General features: G+C 46.5%; 20 protein-coding genes. 14 read left to right on the forward strand and 6 right to left on the reverse strand.

All coding sequences use genetic code 11. The features are described from left to right. Positions 1-174 precede the first annotated feature (174 nt). Positions 175-720: an oligoribonuclease gene (orn, locus tag KIV41_RS22400; RefSeq protein ID WP_285337715.1), complete on the reverse strand. Its 546-nt coding sequence runs from the start codon at positions 718-720 to the stop codon at positions 175-177. Positions 721-849: 129 nt separating this feature from the next. On the opposite strand from orn, the gene rsgA reads away from it, so the two are divergent. The 5 genes from rsgA to KIV41_RS22425 all read left to right on the forward strand — a co-directional run bounded on the left by rsgA (position 850) and on the right by KIV41_RS22425 (position 7,651). Continuing rightward, the gene (gene rsgA / locus KIV41_RS22405; protein ID WP_285337716.1) at positions 850-1,914 is read left to right on the forward strand and encodes a small ribosomal subunit biogenesis GTPase RsgA; all 1,065 of its coding nucleotides are present in this window, start codon (positions 850-852) and stop codon (positions 1,912-1,914) included. A gap of 116 nt (positions 1,915-2,030) precedes the next feature. Next, entirely contained in the window at positions 2,031-2,888 is an 858-nt protein-coding gene (gene asd / locus KIV41_RS22410) for an archaetidylserine decarboxylase (RefSeq protein WP_282067023.1), read from the forward strand. A 174-nt stretch (positions 2,889-3,062) separates the two neighbouring features. Continuing rightward, a complete protein-coding gene (locus tag KIV41_RS22415) occupies positions 3,063-4,478 on the forward strand; it encodes an SLC13 family permease (RefSeq protein ID WP_285337717.1) in 1,416 nt (471 codons plus the stop codon). A 284-nt stretch (positions 4,479-4,762) separates the two neighbouring features. Then, complete coding sequence (locus tag KIV41_RS22420) at positions 4,763-6,643, forward strand: methyl-accepting chemotaxis protein (RefSeq protein WP_038884091.1); 1,881 nt, start codon at positions 4,763-4,765, stop codon at positions 6,641-6,643. A 120-nt stretch (positions 6,644-6,763) separates the two neighbouring features. After that, on the forward strand, positions 6,764-7,651 hold the full coding sequence (locus KIV41_RS22425) for a DMT family transporter (RefSeq protein ID WP_285337718.1): 888 nt from the start codon (positions 6,764-6,766) through the stop codon (positions 7,649-7,651). Positions 7,652-7,748: 97 nt separating this feature from the next. Here KIV41_RS22425 and gpmM read toward each other — a convergent pair whose 3' ends face one another. Next, positions 7,749-9,281, reverse strand: a complete 1,533-nt coding sequence (gpmM, locus tag KIV41_RS22430; protein WP_285337719.1) for a 2,3-bisphosphoglycerate-independent phosphoglycerate mutase — start codon at positions 9,279-9,281, stop codon at positions 7,749-7,751. Between the two features lie 486 nt (positions 9,282-9,767). On the opposite strand from gpmM, the gene KIV41_RS22435 reads away from it, so the two are divergent. From KIV41_RS22435 to KIV41_RS22455, 5 genes are all read left to right on the forward strand, one after another. Beyond that, the gene (locus tag KIV41_RS22435; RefSeq protein ID WP_010444044.1) at positions 9,768-10,202 is read left to right on the forward strand and encodes a rhodanese-like domain-containing protein; all 435 of its coding nucleotides are present in this window, start codon (positions 9,768-9,770) and stop codon (positions 10,200-10,202) included. A gap of 181 nt (positions 10,203-10,383) precedes the next feature. After that, complete coding sequence (gene secB, locus KIV41_RS22440; protein ID WP_010444047.1) at positions 10,384-10,854, forward strand: protein-export chaperone SecB; 471 nt, start codon at positions 10,384-10,386, stop codon at positions 10,852-10,854. A gap of 204 nt (positions 10,855-11,058) precedes the next feature. Further along, on the forward strand, positions 11,059-12,096 hold the full coding sequence (gpsA, locus tag KIV41_RS22445) for an NAD(P)H-dependent glycerol-3-phosphate dehydrogenase (RefSeq protein ID WP_038884094.1): 1,038 nt from the start codon (positions 11,059-11,061) through the stop codon (positions 12,094-12,096). Between the two features lie 92 nt (positions 12,097-12,188). Beyond that, a complete protein-coding gene (cysE, locus tag KIV41_RS22450) occupies positions 12,189-13,010 on the forward strand; it encodes a serine O-acetyltransferase (protein ID WP_038884095.1) in 822 nt (273 codons plus the stop codon). A 47-nt stretch (positions 13,011-13,057) separates the two neighbouring features. Next, entirely contained in the window at positions 13,058-14,188 is a 1,131-nt protein-coding gene (locus tag KIV41_RS22455; protein ID WP_010444053.1) for a murein hydrolase activator EnvC, read from the forward strand. Positions 14,189-14,276: 88 nt separating this feature from the next. On the opposite strand, the gene KIV41_RS22460 is transcribed toward KIV41_RS22455, so the two are convergent. The 3 genes from KIV41_RS22460 to epmA form a co-directional block, all read right to left on the reverse strand. Further along, positions 14,277-15,233, reverse strand: a complete 957-nt coding sequence (locus KIV41_RS22460; protein ID WP_285337720.1) for a DHH family phosphoesterase — start codon at positions 15,231-15,233, stop codon at positions 14,277-14,279. A gap of 185 nt (positions 15,234-15,418) precedes the next feature. Further along, positions 15,419-16,054 carry a TetR/AcrR family transcriptional regulator gene (locus KIV41_RS22465; RefSeq protein ID WP_010444056.1) on the reverse strand — a complete coding sequence of 212 codons (636 nt, stop codon included), beginning with the start codon at positions 16,052-16,054 and terminating at the stop codon, positions 15,419-15,421. Between the two features lie 143 nt (positions 16,055-16,197). Continuing rightward, complete coding sequence (gene epmA, locus KIV41_RS22470; RefSeq protein WP_005440485.1) at positions 16,198-17,169, reverse strand: elongation factor P--(R)-beta-lysine ligase; 972 nt, start codon at positions 17,167-17,169, stop codon at positions 16,198-16,200. 449 nt (positions 17,170-17,618) lie between these two features. Between epmA and frdA the strand changes: the two genes are divergently transcribed. The 4 genes from frdA to frdD are packed head-to-tail and all read left to right on the forward strand — an operon-like array spanning position 17,619 to position 20,973. Beyond that, on the forward strand, positions 17,619-19,439 hold the full coding sequence (frdA, locus tag KIV41_RS22475; RefSeq protein WP_180824421.1) for a fumarate reductase (quinol) flavoprotein subunit: 1,821 nt from the start codon (positions 17,619-17,621) through the stop codon (positions 19,437-19,439). Then, positions 19,439-20,197 (forward strand): succinate dehydrogenase/fumarate reductase iron-sulfur subunit, encoded by a 759-nt coding sequence (locus KIV41_RS22480; protein ID WP_010444063.1) that lies wholly within the window; start codon positions 19,439-19,441, stop codon positions 20,195-20,197. Before frdA ends, KIV41_RS22480 begins: the two co-directional genes overlap by 1 nt. Before the next feature lie 2 nt (positions 20,198-20,199). Further along, the gene (gene frdC / locus KIV41_RS22485) at positions 20,200-20,583 is read left to right on the forward strand and encodes a fumarate reductase subunit FrdC (protein WP_285337722.1); all 384 of its coding nucleotides are present in this window, start codon (positions 20,200-20,202) and stop codon (positions 20,581-20,583) included. Between the two features lie 12 nt (positions 20,584-20,595). Continuing rightward, on the forward strand, positions 20,596-20,973 hold the full coding sequence (gene frdD, locus KIV41_RS22490) for a fumarate reductase subunit FrdD (RefSeq protein ID WP_009707853.1): 378 nt from the start codon (positions 20,596-20,598) through the stop codon (positions 20,971-20,973). A 77-nt stretch (positions 20,974-21,050) separates the two neighbouring features. Here the strand turns inward: frdD and KIV41_RS22495 are convergent, their stop codons facing one another. Next, positions 21,051-21,734, reverse strand: coding sequence for a nitroreductase family protein (locus KIV41_RS22495; protein ID WP_038884102.1), 684 nt, complete (start codon positions 21,732-21,734; stop codon positions 21,051-21,053). Positions 21,735-21,805: the final 71 nt, after the last annotated feature.

The raw sequence follows: 21,805 nt of genomic DNA on the forward strand, positions 1-21,805 counted from the left end.
CAACTGAGCTAGTGTCGCATCAACAACGTTTCCGTCGTTCAGGGCTGCGAATTATAAGAGCATTTTTTTGTGATGCAAGTCCTTCGTTCAAAAAAACTTTATTTTTTTACTAACAGATGAAAAAGCAAGCAAAACGCTCATTAATTACAACAATTTGGATCGCAGCCTTAACAGTTAGATCTTAAAGATCGTTTCGCGGTAGTACTTTAGCTCGGCAATCGACTCACGGATATCATCCAATGCCAGATGCGTGCCCTGCTTCGAAAAACCGTCTAACACTTCTGGTTTCCAGCGGCGAGTCAGTTCTTTTAGTGTACTCACGTCCAAATAGCGGTAATGGAAGTATTCTTCCAGCTCTGGCATATGCTTGTACAAGAAACGACGATCCTGACCAATGCTATTACCACAAATTGGAGAAACACCCTTTGGCACCCATTCCTCAAGAAACTTGATGGTCTGCACAACGGCATCTTGTTCAGAGACATCACTGTTACGAACACGTTCAACCAAGCCACTTGCAGTGTGCGTATTGGTGCACCAATCATCCATCTTCGCCAGTTCTTCTTCAGGCTGATGTACTGCTAGAACTGGGCCTTCAGCTAAAATATTTAACTCGCTATCCGTGACGATAGAGGCAATTTCGATGATTTTGTGCGTTTCAGGATCGAGGCCTGTCATCTCTAAATCCACCCAAATCAGGTTTTGATCGCTAAAGGACATGGTTACGCCGCCTATTTGTTTATCGATAAAAGAGGTACTATACCTGAAAATACTTGAAACACGATACTCACGAGTTTGAGCCGAAAGCGTGCTCAATCAACTGAGTTAACTCACATTAAGTACAAGATTGTGGCAAAAAAGAAAAAGTTAACCAAAGGTCAGGTGCGCCGCGTACGCAGCAACCAACAAAAACGCCTAAAGAAGCAAGAAGAGTCCATCCAATGGGATGAAACCATGCTAGGCGCAAGTAAACAGGGTCTCGTCATCACTCGTTTCGGTCAGCACGCTGACATCGAAGATCTAGAAACAGGTGAGGTGCAGCGCTGTAACCTTCGTCGTGGTATCGAATCACTGGTATCCGGCGATCGCGTACTTTGGCGTGAAGGGCTTGAATCAATGGCAGGTATTTCTGGCGTGGTTGAAGCCGTAGAACCTCGCACATCGATGCTAACTCGTCCTGACTACTACGATGGCTTGAAACCTGTCGCCGCTAACATCGACCAAATGGTGATCGTGTCTTCGGTTTTGCCAGAGCTTTCGCTCAACATCATTGACCGCTACTTGGTTGCATCAGAAACACTGAACATCGCACCGCTATTAGTACTCAACAAGATCGACCTACTTTCAGATGAAGATCGTGCAATGTACGAAGAGTGGCTAGAAGAATACAAACGTATTGGCTACAAAGTCCTGTTTGTGAGCAAGCTGTCAGGTGAAGGTATTGCCGAACTTGAAGAACAACTGCGTGATCGTATCAATATCTTCGTTGGTCAATCTGGCGTAGGTAAATCGAGCCTAGTAAACGCACTGATGCCAGAACTTGAGCAAGAAGTGGAAGAAGGCGAGATCTCTGAGAACTCTGGTTTGGGTCAGCATACAACTACAGCAGCTCGCTTGTACCACATCCCAACTGGTGGCGATCTGATTGACTCTCCAGGGGTACGTGAATTTGGTTTGTGGCACTTAGAAGCAGAAGAAGTGACCAAGGCGTTCGTTGAATTCCGCCCTTATCTTGGCGGTTGTAAGTTCCGCGACTGCAAACACCACGACGATCCAGGTTGTATCTTGCGTGAGGCCGTCGAAAAAGGCGAAGTGAGTGAAGTACGCTTTGAAAACTACCATCGCATCTTAGAAAGCATGAGTGAAAACAAGGCTAACCGTCAGTATTCACGCAGCAAGAAAGCAGATCTGTAGCTGAGTTGAGACTGCAACTGTGTAAGAAATCATCACCTAATACTGACAAGCAGATTAAATTTCAGTAACATCACGCGCCCTAAAGCGAGAATCTAACAGAAGTATCGGAATTAAAGATGGACAAGATTAAAGTTGGACTGCAGTACTGGATCCCACAACACGGGCTGACCCGCCTAGTGGGTAAACTGGCTTCAGCTAAGGCTGGCGGTCTAACAACAGCAATCATTCGCTGGTTTATCAAACAGTACAATGTGAACATGGATGAGGCGAAGCACTCCGATCCTAAGCACTTCAAAACCTTCAACGAATTCTTTGTGCGAGAGCTAAAAGAAGGCGCTCGTCCAATTGCAGAAGGCGAAGCAGTAATCACTCACCCTGCGGACGCATGCGTAAGCCAATTTGGCCCGATTGAAGATGGTCAGCTTATCCAAGCGAAAGGCCACAACTTCTCAGCACAAGAGCTACTAGGCGGCGATGCAAAACTGGCAGAAGAGTTCCAAGACGGCTCTTTCGCTACCTTGTACCTATCGCCTCGTGACTACCACCGTGTACACATGCCATGTAACGGTACGCTACGTCAGATGATTTACGTACCTGGTGATCTATTCTCGGTGAACCCGCTAACGGCAGAGAACGTTCCTAACCTATTCGCACGTAACGAGCGCGTAGTGTGCATCTTCGATACAGAGTTCGGCCCAATGGCACAAGTGCTGGTTGGCGCAACCATCGTTGGTAGTATCGAGCAAGTGTGGGCTGGTACCGTCACACCACCACGTGGTAGTTCAGTCTACAAGTGGGATTACCCTGCAGAAGGTGACAAAGCGGTTATCTTGAAGAAAGGCGAAGAAATGGGGCGCTTCAAGCTTGGCTCAACCGTTATCAACCTGTTTGCTAAAGATGCAATCGCATTCGATGAAAGCATGGAAAATGGCAAGCCAACCGTAATGGGCACACCTTACGCTCACCAGCAGTAAGCTTATTGCGAAAACTGATTTTAAAGCCTCCGCTCGCGGGGGCTTTTTATTGACCAAAAGCAAAATTCTGTTCAAAACTTAATCTCTGTTTTTCAAACTCATACCTGCCTCTAAGACCCTTAAAGAACAATCCATTACCCTACTGATAGGGATGATTGTTGAAAGGGGCGACTAATGCCAAAGATGAATATGAATACACTAGTAAAGCTACTGGTGTGTTTTTTAGTACCACTCGGCATTTTGATGATGCCTATAGATGCGATACCTATTGATGACCTCACTTTAATTCAGCATCGTCTACTGACAATTTTCCTTCTTGCGGCACTGCTTTGGGTTTTAGAGCCTGTTCCCGTATTTGCCACTTCGATTCTTATCATCGCTCTTGAATTGATCATGATATCGGACAAAGGCTTACATCTATTTCGCAACCCACCTCCGGGACACGATTTAGGTGAACTGATCGCGTATACAGACATCTTCTCTGCCTTTTCTTCTCCCATCATCATCCTTTTCATGGGCGGATTCGCACTCGCCATAGCGGCTTCCAAATACGAACTTGATAACAACCTTGCTCGTGTTTTGCTTAAACCATTTGGCTCTCAACCCAAGTTCATCATGTTGGGGTTAATGCTGATCACTGCTGTGTTTTCTATGTTTATGTCGAACACTGCAACTACCGTTATGATGCTGGCGTTACTTGGCCCTATTGTAGCTTCTGCACCAAAAGGTGATTTGGGGATAAAAGCGCTGGTCCTATGCATTCCTATCGCCGCCAATACAGGCGGCATCGCAACACCGATTGGTACGCCACCCAATGCAATAGCCTTGCAATATTTAACTGGAGAAAACGCCATTGATTTCCTTTCTTGGATGACAATGGGGTTACCTTTTGTATTGGTGCAACTCACCATCGCTTGGCTGCTACTGCAAAAGCTGTTTCCTTCCAGTGAACCAGAAATGAAGTTACGTCTGGACGGTACGTTTAAAAAGAGTTGGCGCGCTATTGTCGTGTATATCACGTTCGCAATGACCATCCTGTTATGGATGACAACCAAAGTGCACGGCATGAATACATATGTGGTCGCCATTATCCCACTCGCGGTGTTCACCTTAACGGGCATCATGGGCAAAGAAGAACTTAAGCTTATTAACTGGGATGTCTTGTGGTTGGTTGCCGGTGGTATCGCCATTGGTATTGCTTTAGACAAAACAGGCTTGGCAGAAGCGCTTGCCCATGCCATTGACTATGAAGCACTTTCACCATTTGCGGTAGTCGTATCTCTTTCTATCGTGTGCTGGTTAATGGCGAACTTTATGTCCAATACAGCCACAGCAAACTTGCTCATGCCAATTGCGGCTGCAATTGGGGTATCGATGCCAAGCTTAGCTTCTATTGGAGGGTTACAAGGACTGCTCGTTGTCGTCGCCTTCTCCGCATCTCTGGGTATGATTCTTCCTGTATCAACACCACCTAACTCATTGGCTTATTCGACAGGTTTAATCGAAAGCAAAGACATGGCGAAAGTTGGACTCATCATTGGCTTGATCGGTTTGCTTCTTGTTTATGGCGCCGTACTTGTTCTTACTTAATATCAATGGGGCAACACTAGAGATGTAGCGTTGCCCGTCAGTATTGCGGATGACTAAATTTGGATACAACATCACAGCAATCATTAATGAAGTAACCGTCAATATTAAATACATTTACAATCAACCTGTTGAATAAATATTCCCCTATTTATCTTAAGTTTATCCAGATCGCGTCGATAAAGTAGTCGTAGCCTTTCAGTACTAATCTGTACCTGAATCGTCTTAAGCAACCTATTGTCACCATCGGTGATGTCGATCTTTTTGTCTATTGAGAAGGTAAGACAATGAGAAGTTCCATAAAACTTAAAATTCAGATTGCAATCGCAGTCATTATTGCCATTGTTAGTGGCGTTCAAGCTTGGGTCTCCGTAAATCAGTTGCGTGATGAAACCACCTCGACACTGAGCAGAGAGATGGAAAACATCTCAGCATCAACCAATCGATACATCAGTGATTGGTTGGCGATTCGTAGTGAAATGATGCTAGCGAATGAAGATGTCATTCTCGATTCGACAGACGCAGATAGAGAGATGCTGTTAACCAAGCGAGCTGGGCAATTTCTCTCGGTTTATGCCGGTTTTTCTGATGGTTCAATTGCTTACGGTGATAAAACTGAATCGTGGCCAGCTGATTACGACCCACGAACTCGCCCTTGGTATAAAGATGCGATGGCAAAGTCTGGCTTAATCATCACAGAACCTTATCAAGATTTTGACGGCAGCATCGTTGTCAGCTTTGCCAAAGCCTTCAACCAAGGCAAGCAAGGTGTGTTAGCTGCCGATCTCGCGGTGACAGATATCATCGATGAAGTCCTAAATATTCAATTAGATAATGATGGATTTGCCTTTTTAGTCGATGGAAAAAATAACATCGTTGCTTACCAAGACGCCAAGCTAAGCCAGAAACCTTTAACGACGCTCAACCCTGAACTGAGTGCCGCTAGCATGAATAAACTGAGTCAAGACGCTCAGTTAGCGACCATCTCTTGGCCAAACCAAGGGGAAAAGCTCATTTACGTCGCCAAAGTGCCTAACACGGATTGGTCATTAGGTATTGTTGAAGATAAGCAAATGGCGTATGCCTCTGTTTCTGAGCAAGTGACGTTTACGGCTATCGCTTCTATCGTTCTTTACTTGATCATCGCAGCCATCAGCACCTACGTCATCACTCGCTTACTCAAGCCACTACAAACTCTCTCTACGGCTTTAGAGGAACTTTCTCAAGGGGAAGGTGACCTGACTCAGCGCATCAAGATTGAACGTATGGATGAGATTGGAGAACTGGCGACACACGTAAACCAATTTCTTGCTCAGATGCAAACCATGCTCAAAGGCATTGTGGAAAATAGTGAGCAGCTTTCAGCTCAAGCAAACCAAGCAAATGAACTCTCTGCAATGGCTGCTGGTCGAGTTGAACACCAGCAAAATGACGTCAACCAGATTGCAACCGCCATTCATGAAATGTCAGCAACCGCAGCAGAGGTGGCAAGCCATGCAGAACTCACTGCAAGTGCTTCTCAGAACTCGGCATCTGCATGCCAAGATGGGCAGAACGTGATCCAGAAAAACCGTGAAGCCATTGTAGAACTAGCAGAACAAGTAAGTGATGCCGCCAGCGTGATTTCAGAACTCGAGGCAAACACACAGAGCATCAACCAAATTCTATCTACTATTCAAGGTATTGCTGAACAAACAAACTTACTGGCACTTAACGCTGCCATTGAAGCTGCACGTGCCGGTGAGCAAGGCCGTGGTTTTGCTGTGGTTGCTGATGAGGTACGCGTACTTAGCCAGCGCACCCATGGTTCAACGGAAGAAATCCGCACCATGATCGAGACGTTGCAAGGTAATACCAAGCTAGCAGTAAACAGTATGCAAACCAGCACAAGTTTGGCAGACACCAGTGTGGACTATGCTCAACAAGCACACGACAGCTTGACTAGCATTACTAACTCAATTACTGAGATCAACGACATGGCAATGCAAATCGCAAGCGCCGCTGAAGAGCAGCGCGCGGTGAGTGAAGACATCAGTCGCAACACGCAAGGCATTAAAGACGATGCAGATATGATTGCCGAGCAATCACTTAAGAGCAGCGAAGGCGCACGCCAGATGTTCGACACCGCCAATACCATGCGTGAGAACATCAGTCGCTTCAAAGTGTAACCCCCCTCAAAAGCAGCTCAATGAGCTGCTTTTTTTATGCCACAAAGATACGCTTTTAGATCTTTATAGATTCGTGCATATTAAAGCCTCTCCCCTGCTCAACAAGGATGTCTCGCAATCATGGGTTATGAATGGCTGGCGTTATGCGCCACTTTCCTATGGGCTGTTTCTAGCCTAATTTCTGTTGTTCCCGCTCAGCATCTCGGTGCGTTTGCTTATAGCCGTTGGCGTATGGGTTGTACCGCAGTGATTCTCTCAACGATGGCGTGGATAACGGGTGGCTGGCTCAGTGTCTCAACAGAACACGTAACACCGATGATGGCATCCGGTCTGATTGGTATTTTTATTGGCGATACAGCGCTGTTCGCTTGCTTGAACCGCATGGGACCACGCCAAGCAGGTTTACTGTTTTCTTGTCACGCCGTATTCTCCGCCCTCCTAGGGTACTTCCTATTTAGCGAAAGCATGACGGGGATAGAGCTTATTGGTGCTGCCTTAGTGTTCAGCGGCGTAGTGATGGCAATTTTCTATGGCCGACGCGGGCAAGCCAGCAATGCACTGGAAACAATCAAGGGCAACGTTTGGATTGGTGTTGGACTGGGTTTAACTGCTGCAATCTGTCAGGCACTTGGCGGCATTATTGCCAAACCAGTAATGCAAACCAGTGTCGACCCGATTGCCGCTTCTGCAATTCGTATGATCAGTGCTTTCGTCGCACACTGCATACTCTTGGTGATTGGCGTTAAAGTTGCACGTGCAACGCAAACCATCACCTGGAAAGTATTTGGCATCACCGCATTAAACGGCTTTTTAGCGATGGCAATTGGTATGACGTTGATTCTGTACGCGCTGCGTGAAGGTAATGTGGGTATGGTGGCTCTGCTTTCTTCAACAACGCCGATCATGTTGCTGCCACTACTGTGGGTTTACACCAAGAAACGCCCCAATCGCTTTGCTTGGCTAGGGGCTGCCTTAGCGGTTATAGGTACTGGAATCCTTGTGCAGTAGTCGAGCTCAATAGCTCAAAACTGATCGAGCACAGAATTACAGACATAAAAAAGCCCGAGTCGAACTCGGGCTTTTATCATTCTGAATCGTCAGTTAATTACTTAACTAGCACTTCACCAGACATTTCTGCAGGGATTTCTAGACCTGCAAGAGAAAGCATTGTTGGTGCAAGATCAGACAGTTTACCGCCTTCTTTGAACTCAACCGCTTTGTCACCTACGTAGATTAGAGGTACTGGTAGGTTAGTGTGAGCAGTGTGAACGCCGCCAGTTTCTGGGTCGATCATCATCTCTGCGTTACCGTGGTCCGCAGTGATCAGTAGCTGACCACCCACTTCTTTGATTGCTTCAACCACTTTACCAACGCTTTCGTCTAGTGCTTCGATAGCTTGCTCAGCCGCTTCGTAAACACCAGTGTGACCAACCATATCTGCGTTCGGGTAGTTACAGATGATAGTGTCGTACTTACCAGACTTGATAGCCGCAACCATCTTCTCTGTTAGCTCTGGAGAGCTCATTTCTGGCTGCATGTCGTAAGTTGCTACTTTTGGAGAAGCAACAAGTTGACGCTCTTCGCCTTCGAATTCGTTCTCAATACCACCGTTGAAGAAGAAGGTTACGTGTGCGTATTTCTCTGTTTCAGAGATACGTAGCTGAGTTTGACCTTGCTTAGATAGCCACTCACCATAAGTGTTTTCTAGAGACGCAGGCGGGAATGCGATAGCTAGAGGGATATCAGCTGCGTATTGAGTCAGCATCACGAAGTTGATTGCTGGGAATACAGCGCGCTCGAAGCCGTCAAATGCAGGAACGAATGCACGAGTGATTTGACGTGCACGGTCAGCACGGTAGTTCATGAAGATAACTGCATCGCCATCTTGCATGATTGCGTCTTCTTGACCTTCCGCTTTGATAGCTGTTGCTTTAACGAATTCGTCGTTTTCTTCACGAGCGTAAGCCGCTTCTAGACCTGCAACTGCCGTTTCTGCTGTGAACTCAGCTTTCGCTTGAGTTAGAAGATCGTAAGCAACTTGAACGCGATCCCAGTTGTTGTCACGGTCCATTGCGTAGTAACGACCCACTAGAGAAGCAACGCGACCTTTACCTAGTTTCGCAAATAGGTCTTGGAAACGTTTTAGTGAATTTTCAGCACTACGTGGTGGCGTATCACGGCCGTCTAGGAAGCAGTGTAGGTAGATTTTCTCAGCGCCACGAGCTGCTGCCATTTCAACCGCTGCGTAGATGTGATCTTCGTGAGAGTGAACACCACCAGGAGACATAAGACCCATGATGTGTACAGCTTTCTCAGCTTTTACTGCAGAGTCGATAGCTTCAACTAGTGCCGCTGTCTCAGCGAACTCACCGTCAGCGATAGACTTAGTGATACGAGTTAGATCTTGGTATACAACGCGACCTGCACCGATGTTGGTATGACCAACTTCTGAGTTACCCATTTGGCCATCAGGTAGACCAACGTCCATACCTGAAGCAGAGATTAGAGTGTTAGGGTTGTTCGCAATCAGTGCATCCATTACTGGTGTTTTAGCATTTGCAATTGCGTTACTTGCTGTGTCTTCACGGTAACCGTAACCGTCAAGGATAACTAGAGCCAATGGCTTCTTAGCAGACATAGTGATGACCTCATCAAATTTAAGTAACTTTCGGTGTAGAGCTTCGTTGCTCCATCTAACCTTGAAACAAAACTAGCGTAATTTTACTACACTTTTTAACCAAAACTGTAGGTTAAGATCAAATAATGTTTGCGATTTATTGTTGCTATCTTACAAGTTAGCAAGCAATCCAACCTAGTCAGCAAACGTGTTCCACAAGCATAGTCACTTTCAAGACGCTTTGTACCACCACCGAAATACTTTGGTGAAAAACTTTTTGTTGTGACCCATTGTGCGCCTTTTCGACCAGAAGTGAAGTCAATTACGCCGATTGAATTGATAGGAGGAAGTGATAATAAGATTGCATGAATGACAAGTTTGGAAGAGCTCACCGGAAGCGATTAGATCTCAATTATTCGTTAGAAAATTTTAACCCTCTCGCCTAAGACGACTATCCCCGCTATACTCCTGCTTTATTTTTCCGCCAACAGTGCAAGAGCTCAAGACATGCAAGAGTACATTGATTTTTTCCAACAGAACATGATTCTATCTTTGGTTTGGGTAGGTCTTCTTGTCGCATTTATCATGAACATCGTGAAATCAGCGACGGCTGCATATAAAGAAGTGAACGTAAACCAACTGACTCACCTAATGAACCGTGAAAACGGTGTAGTAGTGGATATCCGCTCTAAAGATGAGTTCAAACAGGGTCATATCACCGACGCACTTCACATTTTACCATCAGACATCAAAGCTGGTAACTTCGGTAGCCTTGAAAACCGTAAATCAGACCCAATCATTGTGGTATGCAAAACGGGTCAAACCGCTCAAGAAAGCGCAAACCTACTAGCGAAAGCTGGCTTTGAAAATGTAAGCCTACTGAAAAATGGCCTGATTGCGTGGAGTGAAGCAAACCTACCTCTAGTACGTGGTAAGAAATAACCTTCAAGCCCTGACAGGTATAAACTGAGTAAATAGAGAGCAGTTGAAGCACTAAGTTGTGATGCCTTGCACGTAATACGCGCTTCATCTAGTCATATTAGATTTGCTCAGTTAGTCTCAAGACATATTTAAGGGTTTAGAGGTATCTAGGCCCAACAAACGATTATTTAAGGATTTAAAAATGGCTGAAGCAGCACCACAAGAAGCACAACAAAACTTCGCAATTCAACGTATCTTCCTAAAAGATGTATCTTTCGAAGCACCTAACTCTCCAGTTATCTTCCAAAAAGAGTGGAACCCAGACGTTAAACTGGATCTAGACACTCAAAGCCGTGAGCTAGGTGAAGGCGTTTACGAAGTAATCCTACGTCTAACAGTAACAGTGAAGAACGAAGAAGAAACAGCATTCCTATGTGAAGTTCAACAAGGTGGTATCTTCACTGCGGACAAGATGGAAGCAGGTCAACTAGCTCATTGCCTAGGCGCATTCTGCCCTAACATCCTATTCCCATACGCTCGTGAAACTATCTCAAGCCTAGTTGTAAAAGGTACGTTCCCTCAACTGAACCTAGCGCCAGTTAACTTCGATGCGCTATTCATGAACTACCTACAGCAGCAAGCTCAGCAAGGCGAAGGCGAAGCTCAAGCGTAATTTAAACCGTTCTTGACGCACGACGGCAACGTGGTGTGGGACAATGTAAAAAGCGAAATCAAAATGCACAAAGCGTCCATCAGAAAGATGCATTGTGCATTTTTTGTTTCTGCCTTGTAATTAGGTGCGAATCGGCGCCATTTACAGGTGGTAATTACTTGATTTGGTATTATCATTCAGAAAAAACAACGATCAGGCGGTAGCATGACACAAGCAAATACGAACAATGCCTACGGTAAAGACATTACGATGACAGTGATTGGCGCTGGCTCTTACGGTACATCTCTAGCGATTTCTCTCGCTCGTAACGGTGCAAATGTGATCCTTTGGGGTCATGAGCAAGAGCATATGGCTCGTCTTGAGGCAGATCGCGCTAACCATGAATTCTTACCAGGTATCGACTTTCCTGAAAGCTTGATTGTTGAATCCGATCTAGAGAAAGCGGTTCAAGCAAGCCGTGATCTACTCGTTGTTGTTCCAAGCCATGTATTTGGAATTGTGCTAAACAGCCTTAAACCATTCCTACGTGAAGACTCTCGTATTTGTTGGGCAACCAAAGGCCTAGAACCAGAAACCGGCCGCCTTCTAAAAGAAGTCGCATTTGATGTGATTGGCGAAAACTACTCTCTAGCCGTTTTATCGGGACCTACCTTTGCAAAAGAACTCGCAATGGGTATGCCAACCGCTATCTCAGTGGCTTCTCCCGACGCTGGCTTTGTTGCCGACCTACAAGAGAAAATCCACTGTAGTAAAACTTTCCGCGTATACGCAAACAACGACTTTATCGGCATGCAACTTGGTGGCGCGGTGAAAAACGTTATCGCGATTGGTGCAGGCATGTCCGACGGTATTGGCTTTGGTGCCAACGCTCGTACTGCATTGATCACCCGTGGCTTAGCAGAAATGAGCCGCCTTGGCGCAGCGCTTGGCGCTCAACCAGAAACCTTTATGGGGATGGCAGGACTGGGCGATCTAGTCTTAACTTGTACAGATAACCAATCACGTAACCGTCGCTTTGGTTTAGCATTGGGACAAGGCAAGGATGTCGACACCGCTCAGGAAGAAATCGGTCAGGTAGTTGAAGGCTACCGAAACACCAAAGAGGTGTGGATGCTTTCCCAACGTATGGGCGTTGAGATGCCAATTGTTGACCAAATTTATCAAGTATTGTATCAAGGAAAAGATGCACACCTGGCAGCACAAGATTTACTTGCGCGTGACAAAAAATCAGAGGGAAAGTAGCACTCTAGCTCCCCTTTTTCCTCAGGAGAGGAAGGATAATAAAGTCGTAATAACACTGTCGGGACAAGGAAGAACCACTCAGGATATTGAGAATGAAGCACTGCGAAAAACAAAAAGTTTGGAATAAGATAGTATCTGAAGCCCGTGAGATGTCAGAACAAGAGCCAATGCTGGCCAGTTTCTACCACGCAACCATCATCAAACATGATAGTTTGTGTGCGGCGTTAAGTTATATCTTAGCCAACAAGTTAAACACCGCGTCTATGCCAGCCATGGCTGTTCGGGAAGTAGTGGAAGAAGCATTTGCTGCAGACCCTACCATCACCGATGGTGCCGCTTGTGACATTTGTGCCACGGTTAATCGCGACCCAGCTGTTTCAATGTACTCAATGCCACTACTATACCTAAAGGGCTACCACGCTCTACAGGGTTACCGAGTGGCAAACTGGCTGTGGAAGCAAGGCCGTCACGCTCTTGCGACTTATCTACAAAACCAGATTTCTGTAGCATGTCAGGTGGATATTCACCCTGCAGCGCGCATTGGTAGTGGTATCATGCTAGACCATGCGACCGGCATTGTGATTGGTGAAACGGCCGTTGTCGAAAACGACGTATCTATTCTGCAAGATGTCACCCTAGGTGGTACCGGTAAAGAATGCGGTGACCGTCACCCGAAAATTCGCGAAGGCGTAATGATCGGCGCTGGAGCAAAAATTCTTGGCAACATTGAAGTGGGCGAAGGCGCAAAAATTGGCTCCTGCTCTGTCGTGCTGCAACCCGTACCACCGCATACAACAGTAGCAGGTGTTCCCGCAAAAATTGTCGGTCGTCCAAAAACGGACAAACCTTCATTAGACATGGATCAGGGCTTCAATGGCAAATCGCAGAGCTTTATTCATGGAGACGGTATTTAAACACCTCTCGACTTTTTCTTAATGTTAGTGTGGTAGGTTGTAATCAAGTGAAAGAACGTAATTCTGTTGTCACCCGCTCTGCGGTTATTTTAGCTTGCGCATTATCTGCCACACTCTCCAGCTCAACTTTTGCAGCGAGCCAGCAAGAGTTAAAGGGCGTAAAAAGCGAAATTAATCGTCAACAACAGTCACTTACCTCCCAAGAAAAAAAGCTGAATGACTTACAAAAGTCATTAAAAGATCAAGAGCTTGGTATATCAAAGCTTGAGCGAGATATTAAACAAACGAAATCGGAACTCGCAAAAGCAGATCAAAATATCAATAAATTGGAAGAGAAGATTTCTCTACAAGAAGCGCAACGCCAAGCCCAAGAAGAACAACTCAAACAGCTGATTCAAACCTACTACGTCACTGAACGAGCTAAAGCTAATGGTCACCTTTTAAATGAAGGCATTGAAGAAGACCGCATTAGTCAGTATTTCCAACACCTTGCTAAAGCTCGTTCAGAAGTCATTGATGCGATAAGCAAAATTACAGAAGAGTTGGCACACAATAGAAATCAGCTTGAGCTTGAAAAAACGCAAATTGAGAACTTGTTGAAACAACAATCTCAAAAGCGTGCGTCATTAGCCTCAACACAATCCAACCGAAAAAAAACGTTGGGGAACATTCAAAAGAACATCAAAGACGACAAGCGTTACTTGGCTGAACTGCAACGCAACGAAACCCGATTGAAAGCAGAAATAGCAAAGGCTGCCAAACGCAACGCCGTCCCGATGGATGGTATTGCTAAGCAAAGAGGCAAGCTACCGTGGCCTCTCAAAGGACGTGTTTTGCATAGCTTCGGTACCAAGCAAACAGGTCAAGTAAACTGGAAAGGCATGGTGTTATCTGCCAGCTACGGCCAGCAAGTGAAAGCGGTCTATTCAGGTACCGTGGTATTTGCCGAATACCTACGCGGTTACGGTCTAGTGGTACTTCTCGACCACGGCAAGGGTGACATGACGCTATATGGCTACAACCAAGCTCTGACTAAGAAAGAGGGCGATAAGGTTACTGCTGGCGAAGTGATAGCTCTCGCGGGGGATACCGGTGGTCAAGACAGAGCTTCACTCTACTTCGAAATCCGCCGGAACAGCGAAGCGCAAAATCCAAAATCTTGGTTAAAACGTTTATAACTACCGTTTGTCATTGCAGTTTATGAACCAATAATTAAAAACAAAGGAGCCAATCGGCTCCTTTGTTGTATTCACATTTAGAAAAACGCTAGGCGTAATACGTCTCTACTGCGTCGATAAAGGCACTGACATCACATTTACTTAACGCATTGATACCCGCTGCAGCTTCTCGGCCGCCACCAGTTGGGAACTGCCCACACACAGCCACGGCACCTTGCTTGTTATTCAACGGTGCGCGAAGAGAAACCGTGTAAGTGCCATCTGTATTTTCAGTTAATACCGCATGCGCAGAGTCTGGGGTTTGGTTTGCAAGCCAGTTGCCATAAACGCCACTGATTCGGCGTGATGCCGCGTTGTTTGGCAATTCAAACAGCTTGAGCTTAGCGCTTTCATGAGTTGCCGGAATCGCTAATGCCGCGTCCATATCTTGCTGATAAGCCGATTGCAATTGGTAGTAAGGTGAGGCTTTATCTGCAATCACATCGAATGGTGACACGTATTGCTTCAACGCTTGGTACAAATCGGCAGGATGAAAGTGGAGGTCATCAACTTTAGAGCCGTAGCCGTTGTAGTTAATCAATGTACCCAGCTCTTTTAACTGCACTTTTTGCTCTGCACTGAGTCCAACTTTATCTGCCAGCGCATCGGCTCTAGCAATCAAGTTATCGCCATAAGCGGCAGTGATTGCCCATAAATGGAAGCGACCATCTAATAATTGGTCAACAATCAAAGCAGTACAAATATTGGCATCAAGATCGATGTGCGCATCCAAATTACCATGCTGAGGTATCTCTCCCGCTTTGTGGTGATCTGCATAAAACACGTGTGCGCCTTGAGCTAAAGCTTGCTCTAGACCAGCCATGTTCTTTTCCATTGAAATGTCCAACACTGTCAGCTCATCGCCCGCTTGCACTTCCACTTTTTCCACCAGCTTGATGTCGCGCTTAACGCCCGTCACCAACTCAGCGTCGATTGGATCGGCTAAACGCAGTTGCAGTAATGCGATGATGCCGTCAGCATCGCCATTAAAAATGTCGTAGTTCATTGGACGATAATTCCTGTATCGAGAGTCATACCCAAGGGATGGTTTGGGCGTGCATGAATCCTATTGTGCGAAATGAGCACAGCAAGTCAACTCGAGGAGGGAGCTGAAAATGAGAGCTGCGCTCTAAACTTTAAGCGTAGAACCATACTCTCATTTTCTAGATTTAATAAGGAGGGAAAATAGTATTAACTGTGCAGTCGGCTCACCGCTTCTTCAAGCAGCAGTAGTTGTTCCATACCCTGCTCGGTCGCCACAGGCTTAACCACGTTAAGCATTTGCAGCATGCCCTGTTTTACCATTTGCTCGGTGATTTCGGTCTTTGGAGACATTGCCGATTGGTAAGCTAACCAACTACACGCAATAAGGTGCAGCGTGCATACCAGTGACTTCAACTGTTCTTGGTCAACATTCAGCAGCTTTAACGCCACAAACTCTTGCATGATCGCAATCAGGTTTGCTTGCAGCTTCTCTTGAACATCCATGTATTCATCATGTAACTGTTCATCTCGAGACAGAATTTCTGGTAAGTTTGCGTAGAAAAAACGGTACTTCCACATCAAAGTGAAGATCGAGTCGAGGTAGCTTTTCAGCATGGTCAGACTTTCTTGAGAACCTTGGATTGGAGTAAATCGTTCTAGTAGCTCTGCAGAATAAAGTGCAAAGATCTCGCGTACGATTTCTTGTTTATTACGGAAATGGTAGTAGAGATTGCCTGGACTAATTTCAATATGGTCAGCAATGTGATTCGTCGTAATATTGCGCTCACCATGTTGATTAAACAACTCCAGTGCGGCATAGACAATTTTGTCGCGCGTTTTCATGGTTATCGTATTCCCTCTTCATTAACCTTTCGAGTATAGCGACTTCACTTTGGTAGGTCGATAGAGGGCAAAAATACAGCAACATAGCAGACCAGTTATACGCCAACAGCGCTTCTATTTTCGGCCTGCTATGAGCAATAACACTAAGCGATTGGGAATGGGAAAGCCGTCACTTGGTCAATATGATCACAACCCAATGCCAGCATGATCAAGCGGTCAACCCCCAGGGCTACACCAGCGCAATCTGGCAAGCCAGCTTCTAATGCACCAATCAAATGGTAATCGATCGGCTGTGGTTTCAAGCCCATTTCCAGACGCTTAGCGTTATCTTGTTCAAAGCGCGCCAATTGCTCTTTCGGGTTGTCCAACTCATGGAAACCGTTCGCCAGCTCAATGCCTTTGAAGTACACCTCGAAGCGATCCGCCACTCGGTTGTCTTGCGGATTGATCTTTGCCAGCGCCGCTTGCGATGCAGGGAAGTCATAAACAAACGCCGGAACTTGCTGACCAATCTTGGCTTCGACACCAATGCTGAACAACAATTGCAGCAAAGTATCACGGTCTTCTTCAGGCTCGGCAATATCACTCAGCCCTAGTTTAGCCGCCACCGCTTTTAGCTCTTGCATTGAACCTTCTAGTGGACACACGCCGAGCACATCAATAAAGGCTTGCTGGTAAGTCATGCGCTCGGCTGCGCCGCACTTCAATACCAGTTGTAGCAGGTCATCCATTTCGTCCATCAGCTTGTGGTGATCAAAGCCGATGCGGTACCACTCCAACATGGTGAATTCAGGATTGTGGTGACGACCATTCTCTTCATTACGAAACGCTTTGTTGATTTGGTAGATACAACCACTGCCTGCCGCTAGTAAGCGCTTCATATGGAATTCAGGGCTAGTCATAAAGAACAACTTGCTGCCATCGGCATAGCCTGGGCCAACAAACTCGGTCTGGAAGGTATGCAAATGAATGTCGGTCACGGTGGCGTGACTCATGGCTGGCGTGTCGACTTCCATCACCTGTCGCTCGGCAAAGAATTGACGAATAGCGGTGATCAACGCGGCACGTTGACGAAGTTGTTCCATAGAAGCAGTAGGTTGCCAGGTCGTTTGCATAACAAGACTCTCAATACATAAGTGAGCGAGGAAAATAGCAATTTTGTCACGCTTTGCCTAGCTCGGCGAGGGGGGATTCATCTTAATTGTATTGGTCTAAATACGAATAAAACTCGATCAGAATTGAAGCAAGCATTCCACGTTCTACAGTACAAAAAACACTCACAACTTACCCTATTATCAATGAGGGTAATGTCGTGCAACACCTGTGTAACATTGAGCAGCTTTACGTTTATCCCTCAACTGTTTCGTGCCGTGATAGCAGTCACATAACCTAGAATTTCTATGCTCTCGTGTGCATTACCGGAGAAAAAACCCAAATACATCAATTTTTCTGCCATAAGGCTCCCCTACACTAACCCTACTACTTTTGAGGGATAGCCTAAAAACGGTGCCCTCACACTCACAATAACAAGCGGATTTCCGCAATCACACACTGGAGGATAACTGTGCAAACTATCACCACAGATATCGCAGTCATCGGCGCAGGCGGCGCTGGTCTTCGTACTGCTATTGCAGCGGCTGAAGCAAACCCGGACTTAGAAGTAGCGCTTATTTCTAAAGTTTACCCAATGCGCTCCCATACGGTTGCTGCAGAAGGTGGCTCAGCAGCAGTTATCAAGGATGAAGATAGCTTAGACAACCACTTCAACGACACTGTTGGCGGTGGTGACTGGCTATGTGAACAGGACGTTGTTGAATACTTTGTAGAGAACGCGACTCGCGAAATGATCCAAATGGAGCAATGGGGTTGCCCATGGAGTCGTAAAGAGAACGGTGAAGTCAACGTACGCCGCTTTGGTGGTATGAAGGTTGAACGTACTTGGTTCGCTGCAGATAAAACTGGCTTCCACATGCTTCACACGCTATTCCAGACGTCGATGAAGTACGACAACATCAAGCGCTTTGATGAGTACTTTGTTGTCGACTTGCTTGTTGATGAAGGTGAAGTACAAGGTCTGATTGCAATCCACATGTCTGAAGGTGAACTAGTTACGATTAAAGCGAAGTCTGTCGTACTAGCAACAGGTGGCGCAGGTCGCGTTTACCACTGTAACACCAACGGCGGTATCGTAACGGGCGACGGCATGGCTATGGCTTACCGTCACGGCGTTCCTCTACGTGATATGGAATTCGTTCAGTACCACCCAACAGGTCTTCCTGGCACGGGTATCCTAATGACTGAAGGTTGTCGTGGTGAAGGCGGTATCATCGTCAATAAAGACGGCTACCGTTACCTACAAGACTACGGCATGGGCCCAGAAACTCCAGTGGGTCAACCTAAGAACAAATACATGGAACTAGGTCCTCGCGACAAAGTTTCTCAAGCTTTCTGGCACGAACAACAGAAAGGCAACACCATCAAACACCCTCTTGGTGATGTGGTGCATCTAGACCTTCGCCACCTAGGTGAAGAGTACCTACAAGAGCGTCTACCGTTCATCTGTGAGCTAGCGAAAGCTTACGTGAACGTTGACCCTGCAAAAGAGCCAATTCCAATTCGTCCAACGGTTCACTACACCATGGGTGGTATTGAAACCAACGGTGAATGTGAAACTCGCATTAAAGGTCTATTCGCGGTTGGCGAATGTGCGTCTGTTGGTCTGCACGGTGCAAACCGTCTAGGTTCTAACTCGCTGGCTGAGTTCGTGGTATTTGGTCGCGTTGCGGGTGAACAAGCGGTGAAACGTGCTGCAGAATTCAAAGGCTGGAATGAAGAGTCTATCGCGACTCAGGTGAAAGCAGTTGAAGACCGCATTGCCGCTCTAATGAACCAAGAAGGTGATGAAAACTGGGCAGATATCCGTACTGAAATGGGTCACACCATGGAAGCAGGTTGTGGTATCTACCGCCAAGAAGACTTGATGCAAGCTACCATCGAGAAAATCACTGAGCTGAAAGAGCGTTACAAGAAAATCAGCATCAAAGACAAAGGCAAAGTGTTCAACACTGACCTTCTATACGCTATCGAAGTGGGTTACGGCCTAGAAGTCGCAGAAGCGATGGTTCACTCTGCAATCCTACGTAAAGAATCTCGTGGTGCGCACCAACGTCTAGACGACGGTTGTACAGAACGTGACGACGTGAACTTCCTGAAACACTCGCTTGCTTTCTTCAAAGAAGATGCAGCACCAAGCATCGACTACAGCAACGTGAAGATCACTAAATCTCAGCCTAAAGCGCGCCTATACGGTGAAGCGGCAGAAAAAGCAGCAGCAGCTGAAAAAGCCGCTGAAGCAGAAGCGAAGAGCGCAGAGGAGCAAGCATAATGTCAGCAAACCGCATTCAAAAAGTAGACATTCTGCGTTACGACCCTGAGAAGGACGCGGAACCATACAAACAAACATTCGAAGTTCCATTTGATGAAACCATGTCCGTACTTGATGCACTTGGTTACATCAAAGATCACCTAGACAAAGATCTGTCTTACCGCTGGTCTTGTCGTATGGCGATCTGTGGTTCTTGCGGCATCATGGTAAACAACGTGCCTAAGCTCGCTTGTAAGAGCTTCCTACGTGATTACCCGAATGGCGTAACTATCGAGCCACTAGCAAACTTCCCAATCGAGAAAGACTTGATCGTTGATATGACGCCGTTCATTGAGCGCCTAGAAGCCATCAAGCCTTACATCATTGGCAACGACCGCAAACCAGAAGACGGCACAAACCTACAAACACCAGAGCAAATGGCGAAATACAAGCAGTTTGCTGGCTGTATCAACTGTGGCCTGTGCTACGCCGCGTGTCCTCAGTTCGGTTTGAACCCTGAGTTCATCGGCCCTGCAGCACTGACTCTGGCACACCGTTACAACCTAGACAGCCGTGACAACGGTAAAGCCGAGCGTATGAAGCTGATCAACGGCGAAAACGGCGCTTGGGGTTGTACGTTTGTTGGTTACTGTTCTGAAGTTTGTCCGAAGAGCGTAGATCCTGCAGCGGCAGTAAACCAAGGCAAAGTGGAGTCTTCTATGGACTTCGTGATTGCGATGTTGAAACCTGATGGTTCACCAAAGAAAGTGGAGGCATAAGGATGAGCAACCGTAAACCTTACGTTCGCGAAATAAAACGCACATGGTGGAAGAACCATCCTTTCTACCGCTTCTACATGGTACGTGAAGCAACGGTGCTTCCTCTGATCCTATTCACTATCTTCCTAACAGTCGGCCTAGGCTCATTAGTGAAAGGGCCTGAAGCTTGGCAAAGTTGGTTGGAGTTCATGGCGAACCCTATCGTAGTAGCAATCAACATCGTTGCTCTACTAGGTAGCCTGGTCCACGCACAAACCTTCTTCAGCATGATGCCACAGGTAATGCCAATTCGTCTGAAAGGCAAACCAGTGGACAAGAAAATCATCGTTCTGACTCAGTGGGCAGCGGTCGCGTTCATCTCACTGATCGTTCTCATCGTGGTGTAAGGAGCTTTAGTAATGAAACCGAATTATAGTGTTAACACAGCACCAAAGCGTTCTGATGAGCCAATTTGGTGGGGTCTATTTGGTGCCGGTGGTACTTGGTTTGCGATGATCACGCCAATCACCGTACTTGTTCTTGGTATCCTAGTACCACTAGGCATCATTGATGCAGAAGCAATGAGCTACGAGCGCGTATCTGAGTTTGCGACTAGCATCATTGGTGCACTGTTCATCATCGGTACACTAGCGCTGCCAATGTGGCATGCGATGCACCGTGTACACCACGGCATGCACGACCTAAAATTCCACACTGGTGTGGTAGGTAAGATCGCATGTTACGCGTTTGCAGGCCTTATCTCTGCACTAGCCGTTATCTTTATCTTCATGATCTAAGAATCTGAAGAAAATGAAAAAAGCTGGCACCTAGCCAGCTTTTTTATTGCCTGTAACTCGTGTTTGAATGCCAAGCGCTACTCAATAAAGGTCGCGATTTCATCCAGTGACTTTTTGTGCATCGCATGCTCTGGAATGGTCGCATCTTCTTCCGGATAGCCCGTCACAATCAACATATATGGACGGTCGACATCATTGTCTCGCCCACAAATCTTGCTCAAGAAACTCATCGGCTTTGGCGTGTGAGTCAGTGTCCCGAGCCCTGCATTGTGCAGTGCTTGAAGCAAAAAGCCTGTGGCAATCCCTACTGACTCGTGCACGTAATAATTGGTTTGCTCCCCATCGTTACTCATGCCGCCCTTCTTCTGCGAAAACACCGCGATCAACCACGGTGCTTTTTCTAGATAGGGCTTGCTGGCATTGGTACCTAGAGGTTTCAGTGCATCTAGCCATTCTTGCCCTGCTCTCCCTTCATAGAAAGAACGCTCTAACTCTTCGGCGGCTTGGCGGATCTGGCCTTTCACTTCCACACTATTAATCGCAACAAAATGCCAAGGCTGATGGTTTGCCCCACTCGGAGCTGTACCTGCCGCTCGAATACAGTGCTCAATGACTTCTTTCGCCACTGGGCGGTCGGAGAAGCTACGAATCGAATGACGGCGTTGAAGTTGCTCAAGATTATGTACAGCTCTTGCTGCCATTTCTTGCGGAGGATATTCCACAAAGTCGATGAGTGGATGATGTTGTTCTTGAGTCGACATAGTGCTTCCTTGCGCTTGTTGGGTGTTGATTCACTATAGCCACAAATTTCACCCTCGCCTTTTTATCTTCA

Origin of the sequence: Vibrio sp. D401a, assembly GCF_030248515.1 — a bacterium.
In the GTDB taxonomy this organism is placed as follows: Bacteria; Pseudomonadota; Gammaproteobacteria; order Enterobacterales; family Vibrionaceae; genus Vibrio; species Vibrio rotiferianus.

Coding starts and splice junctions, on each gene's coding strand:
- secB (WP_010444047.1), top strand. CDS start 10,384: ATGGCTGAAGCAGCACCACAAGAAGCACAACAAAACTTCGCAATTCAA.
- asd (WP_282067023.1), top strand. CDS start 2,031: ATGGACAAGATTAAAGTTGGACTGCAGTACTGGATCCCACAACACGGG.
- gpsA (WP_038884094.1), top strand. CDS start 11,059: ATGACACAAGCAAATACGAACAATGCCTACGGTAAAGACATTACGATG.
- epmA (WP_005440485.1), bottom strand. CDS start 17,169: ATGCAAACGACCTGGCAACCTACTGCTTCTATGGAACAACTTCGTCAA.
- KIV41_RS22480 (WP_010444063.1), top strand. CDS start 19,439: ATGTCAGCAAACCGCATTCAAAAAGTAGACATTCTGCGTTACGACCCT.
- orn (WP_285337715.1), bottom strand. CDS start 720: ATGTCCTTTAGCGATCAAAACCTGATTTGGGTGGATTTAGAGATGACA.
- KIV41_RS22465 (WP_010444056.1), bottom strand. CDS start 16,054: ATGAAAACGCGCGACAAAATTGTCTATGCCGCACTGGAGTTGTTTAAT.
- KIV41_RS22460 (WP_285337720.1), bottom strand. CDS start 15,233: ATGAACTACGACATTTTTAATGGCGATGCTGACGGCATCATCGCATTA.
- KIV41_RS22435 (WP_010444044.1), top strand. CDS start 9,768: ATGCAAGAGTACATTGATTTTTTCCAACAGAACATGATTCTATCTTTG.
- frdD (WP_009707853.1), top strand. CDS start 20,596: ATGAAACCGAATTATAGTGTTAACACAGCACCAAAGCGTTCTGATGAG.
- cysE (WP_038884095.1), top strand. CDS start 12,189: ATGAAGCACTGCGAAAAACAAAAAGTTTGGAATAAGATAGTATCTGAA.
- frdC (WP_285337722.1), top strand. CDS start 20,200: ATGAGCAACCGTAAACCTTACGTTCGCGAAATAAAACGCACATGGTGG.
- KIV41_RS22495 (WP_038884102.1), bottom strand. CDS start 21,734: ATGTCGACTCAAGAACAACATCATCCACTCATCGACTTTGTGGAATAT.
- KIV41_RS22425 (WP_285337718.1), top strand. CDS start 6,764: ATGGGTTATGAATGGCTGGCGTTATGCGCCACTTTCCTATGGGCTGTT.
- KIV41_RS22420 (WP_038884091.1), top strand. CDS start 4,763: ATGAGAAGTTCCATAAAACTTAAAATTCAGATTGCAATCGCAGTCATT.
- KIV41_RS22415 (WP_285337717.1), top strand. CDS start 3,063: ATGCCAAAGATGAATATGAATACACTAGTAAAGCTACTGGTGTGTTTT.
- gpmM (WP_285337719.1), bottom strand. CDS start 9,281: ATGTCTGCTAAGAAGCCATTGGCTCTAGTTATCCTTGACGGTTACGGT.